This is a genomic window from Mycobacterium sp. 852002-51613_SCH5001154, assembly GCF_001667425.1.
Lineage (GTDB): Bacteria > Actinomycetota > Actinomycetes > Mycobacteriales > Mycobacteriaceae > Mycobacterium.
In genome coordinates this window covers 1-1,886 of sequence record NZ_LZII01000039.1, presented here as the reverse complement: position 1 = coordinate 1,886, position 1,886 = coordinate 1, and the positions used below count along the sequence as shown (strand labels likewise).

General features: G+C 75.8%; 2 protein-coding genes. Both read right to left on the bottom strand.

What is annotated here, in order from left to right:
• Positions 1-1,258, bottom strand: a 1,258-nt coding sequence (locus tag A5750_RS10140; protein ID WP_231989165.1) for a hypothetical protein, incomplete at its 3' end; no start/stop codon positions are given.
• 155 nt (positions 1,259-1,413) lie between these two features.
• Positions 1,414-1,590 carry a hypothetical protein gene (locus A5750_RS26550; protein ID WP_197501060.1) on the bottom strand — a complete coding sequence of 59 codons (177 nt, stop codon included), beginning with the start codon at positions 1,588-1,590 and terminating at the stop codon, positions 1,414-1,416.
• Positions 1,591-1,886 lie beyond the last annotated feature (296 nt).

Here is a 1,886-nt window from a genome sequence, read left to right as displayed (position 1 = left end):
CCGCGCCGTTCGGGCAACGCAAGGCCCTGCCGACCGTCGTGGACGCGGGCGCCCTGGCCTGGGATCGGGTGTACTGCGGGGCCGGCCGGCTCGGAGCGCGGTAGACCGGAGCCGCCGGCGGCGGCTTCTGCGTTTGTGGCGCCGGCTGCTCGGCGACCGGCGGGGCGGGCTGCGGGGCGGCCACCACGGTCGGGGCCGGGGGCGGAGGCGCGGGGGCGGGTGGCTGCGCCGCCGGCGCCGCGCTCGGCGGTGCGGCCGGCACCTGCTTGGCCGGGGTGGCGACGCTGACCCGCGGGTTCTGCGGCGCGGTGGATCCCGGCCGATCGGAGGCCAGCGAAAACAGCACCACGCCGGCGACCACCGCGGCGATCCCGGCCAGCGCGCTTCCGGCGAGGAACATGGGTCTGCGCCTGCGCGGGGTCACGTCGTCCTCGTCGGCGACGGCGCTGTAGGCCAGCGCATCGGCGGTCGTGTTGCCCCAGACGTCCAGGTAGGTCGGGCCGATCGGTCGGGGACTCACTTCCCCGGTGCCCGGGTCGAGCGCGTATGCCAGGGCCGCCGTGGACGAGGCGAACAGCGGCGCGTTCGCCGACGCCAGCGCCGCTCCGCGGGCCAGCGCCATCTCCGGCTCCTCTGGGGCTGTCACCTCGAGCGGGGTCGCCGCCTCGAGCGCGGGCTTGACCGCCACGATGTCCGTACCGCAGCCCACCAGGAAGACGCCGTCCGCCCGGCCCCCCCGCGAGTTGAGCCCGGCGACCATCGTCGCCAACTCGACGGCGAGCGGCTCCTGGGGGGCGTACGCCAGCTGCTGGCGGTGCAGATCGACGATCGAACCGTCGGAGACATCGACGACGGCCAGCGTCGCGGTCTCGGGCTCGACGAACAGCATCGCGATGTGCGCGTAGTCCAGGGCGGACCCGACCGTCTGGGCCAGCGCGGCCGCGGCCAGCAACGGGGACACCAGCATGACGTTGCCCATGCCGTGGCGGCCCATCGCATCCCGCAGTGCGCCGACGCCGGCGGGGTCCGTCCACGTCACTCCGGTCGACACCAATCGGTAGCCGCCCGCGAGCGCGCCTTCCCGGGTGCCCCCGATCGCGGCAAGCACTTGGTCGACCGCCCCGGCAGTCACCGAGCCTGCGCCGCCGGCGACCGCGAACTCGTCCTGTTCGACGGTGACACCGTCGGCGCTCTGGCCCTCGATGACCACCAGGCGGACCGTCTCGGGAGCCATCGAGACCCCCAGCACGATGTCCACTTACGCCTCCACAGTCCGCTGATTTGCTCCGGGATCCTCCATGAGGACATCACCGGATAGACCCCGCCCGACCGGGTAACACCAAACCTACCCGCGCGGGCCCGGGCGCGCTTCTAGAGCGCGCTCAGCAGGGACGCTTCGGGCGGCTGGGGCGGCTAGTAGCCCGGGCTCAGGAACGGATTCTGGGAGTTCCCCGGGTACTGCGGGTACTGCTGCGGATACTGCGGATACGGCGTGTACTGCGGCGCCTGCGTCTGCGGGGCCTGCGTCTGCGGAACCTGGATCGGAATCGGTACCGGAAGCAGCGGGACGTGGATCCACTCGGTGGTCATCGGCACCGTCGTCGTTGGGGTCGTGGTGGTCGACGGCGGGGGCGGCTCCTCGCTCGTGGTCGACGGCGGTGGCGGGGGCGTCGTCATGGCCGTCGTCGTCCGCGCCTGAGTCGACGGCGGGGCGGTGTGCCGCGGGGTCCACACCGGTGGGGCCGGGGGGGGGGGGGGGGGGGCCCCCCCCGGGGGGGGGGGGGGGGGGGGGGCGCCGCCCCCCCCCCCGCGGCGCGGCCGGCCCCGGCCGGGGGCGGGGGGGGGGGGGGGGGGGGGGGGGGGGGGGGGCGGGGGGGGGGGGGGGG

Bases quoted from the DNA above. Each gene is read 5' to 3' on its own strand.
- A5750_RS26550 (WP_197501060.1), bottom strand. From the start codon at position 1,590: ATGACCACCGAGTGGATCCACGTCCCGCTGCTTCCGGTACCGATTCCG.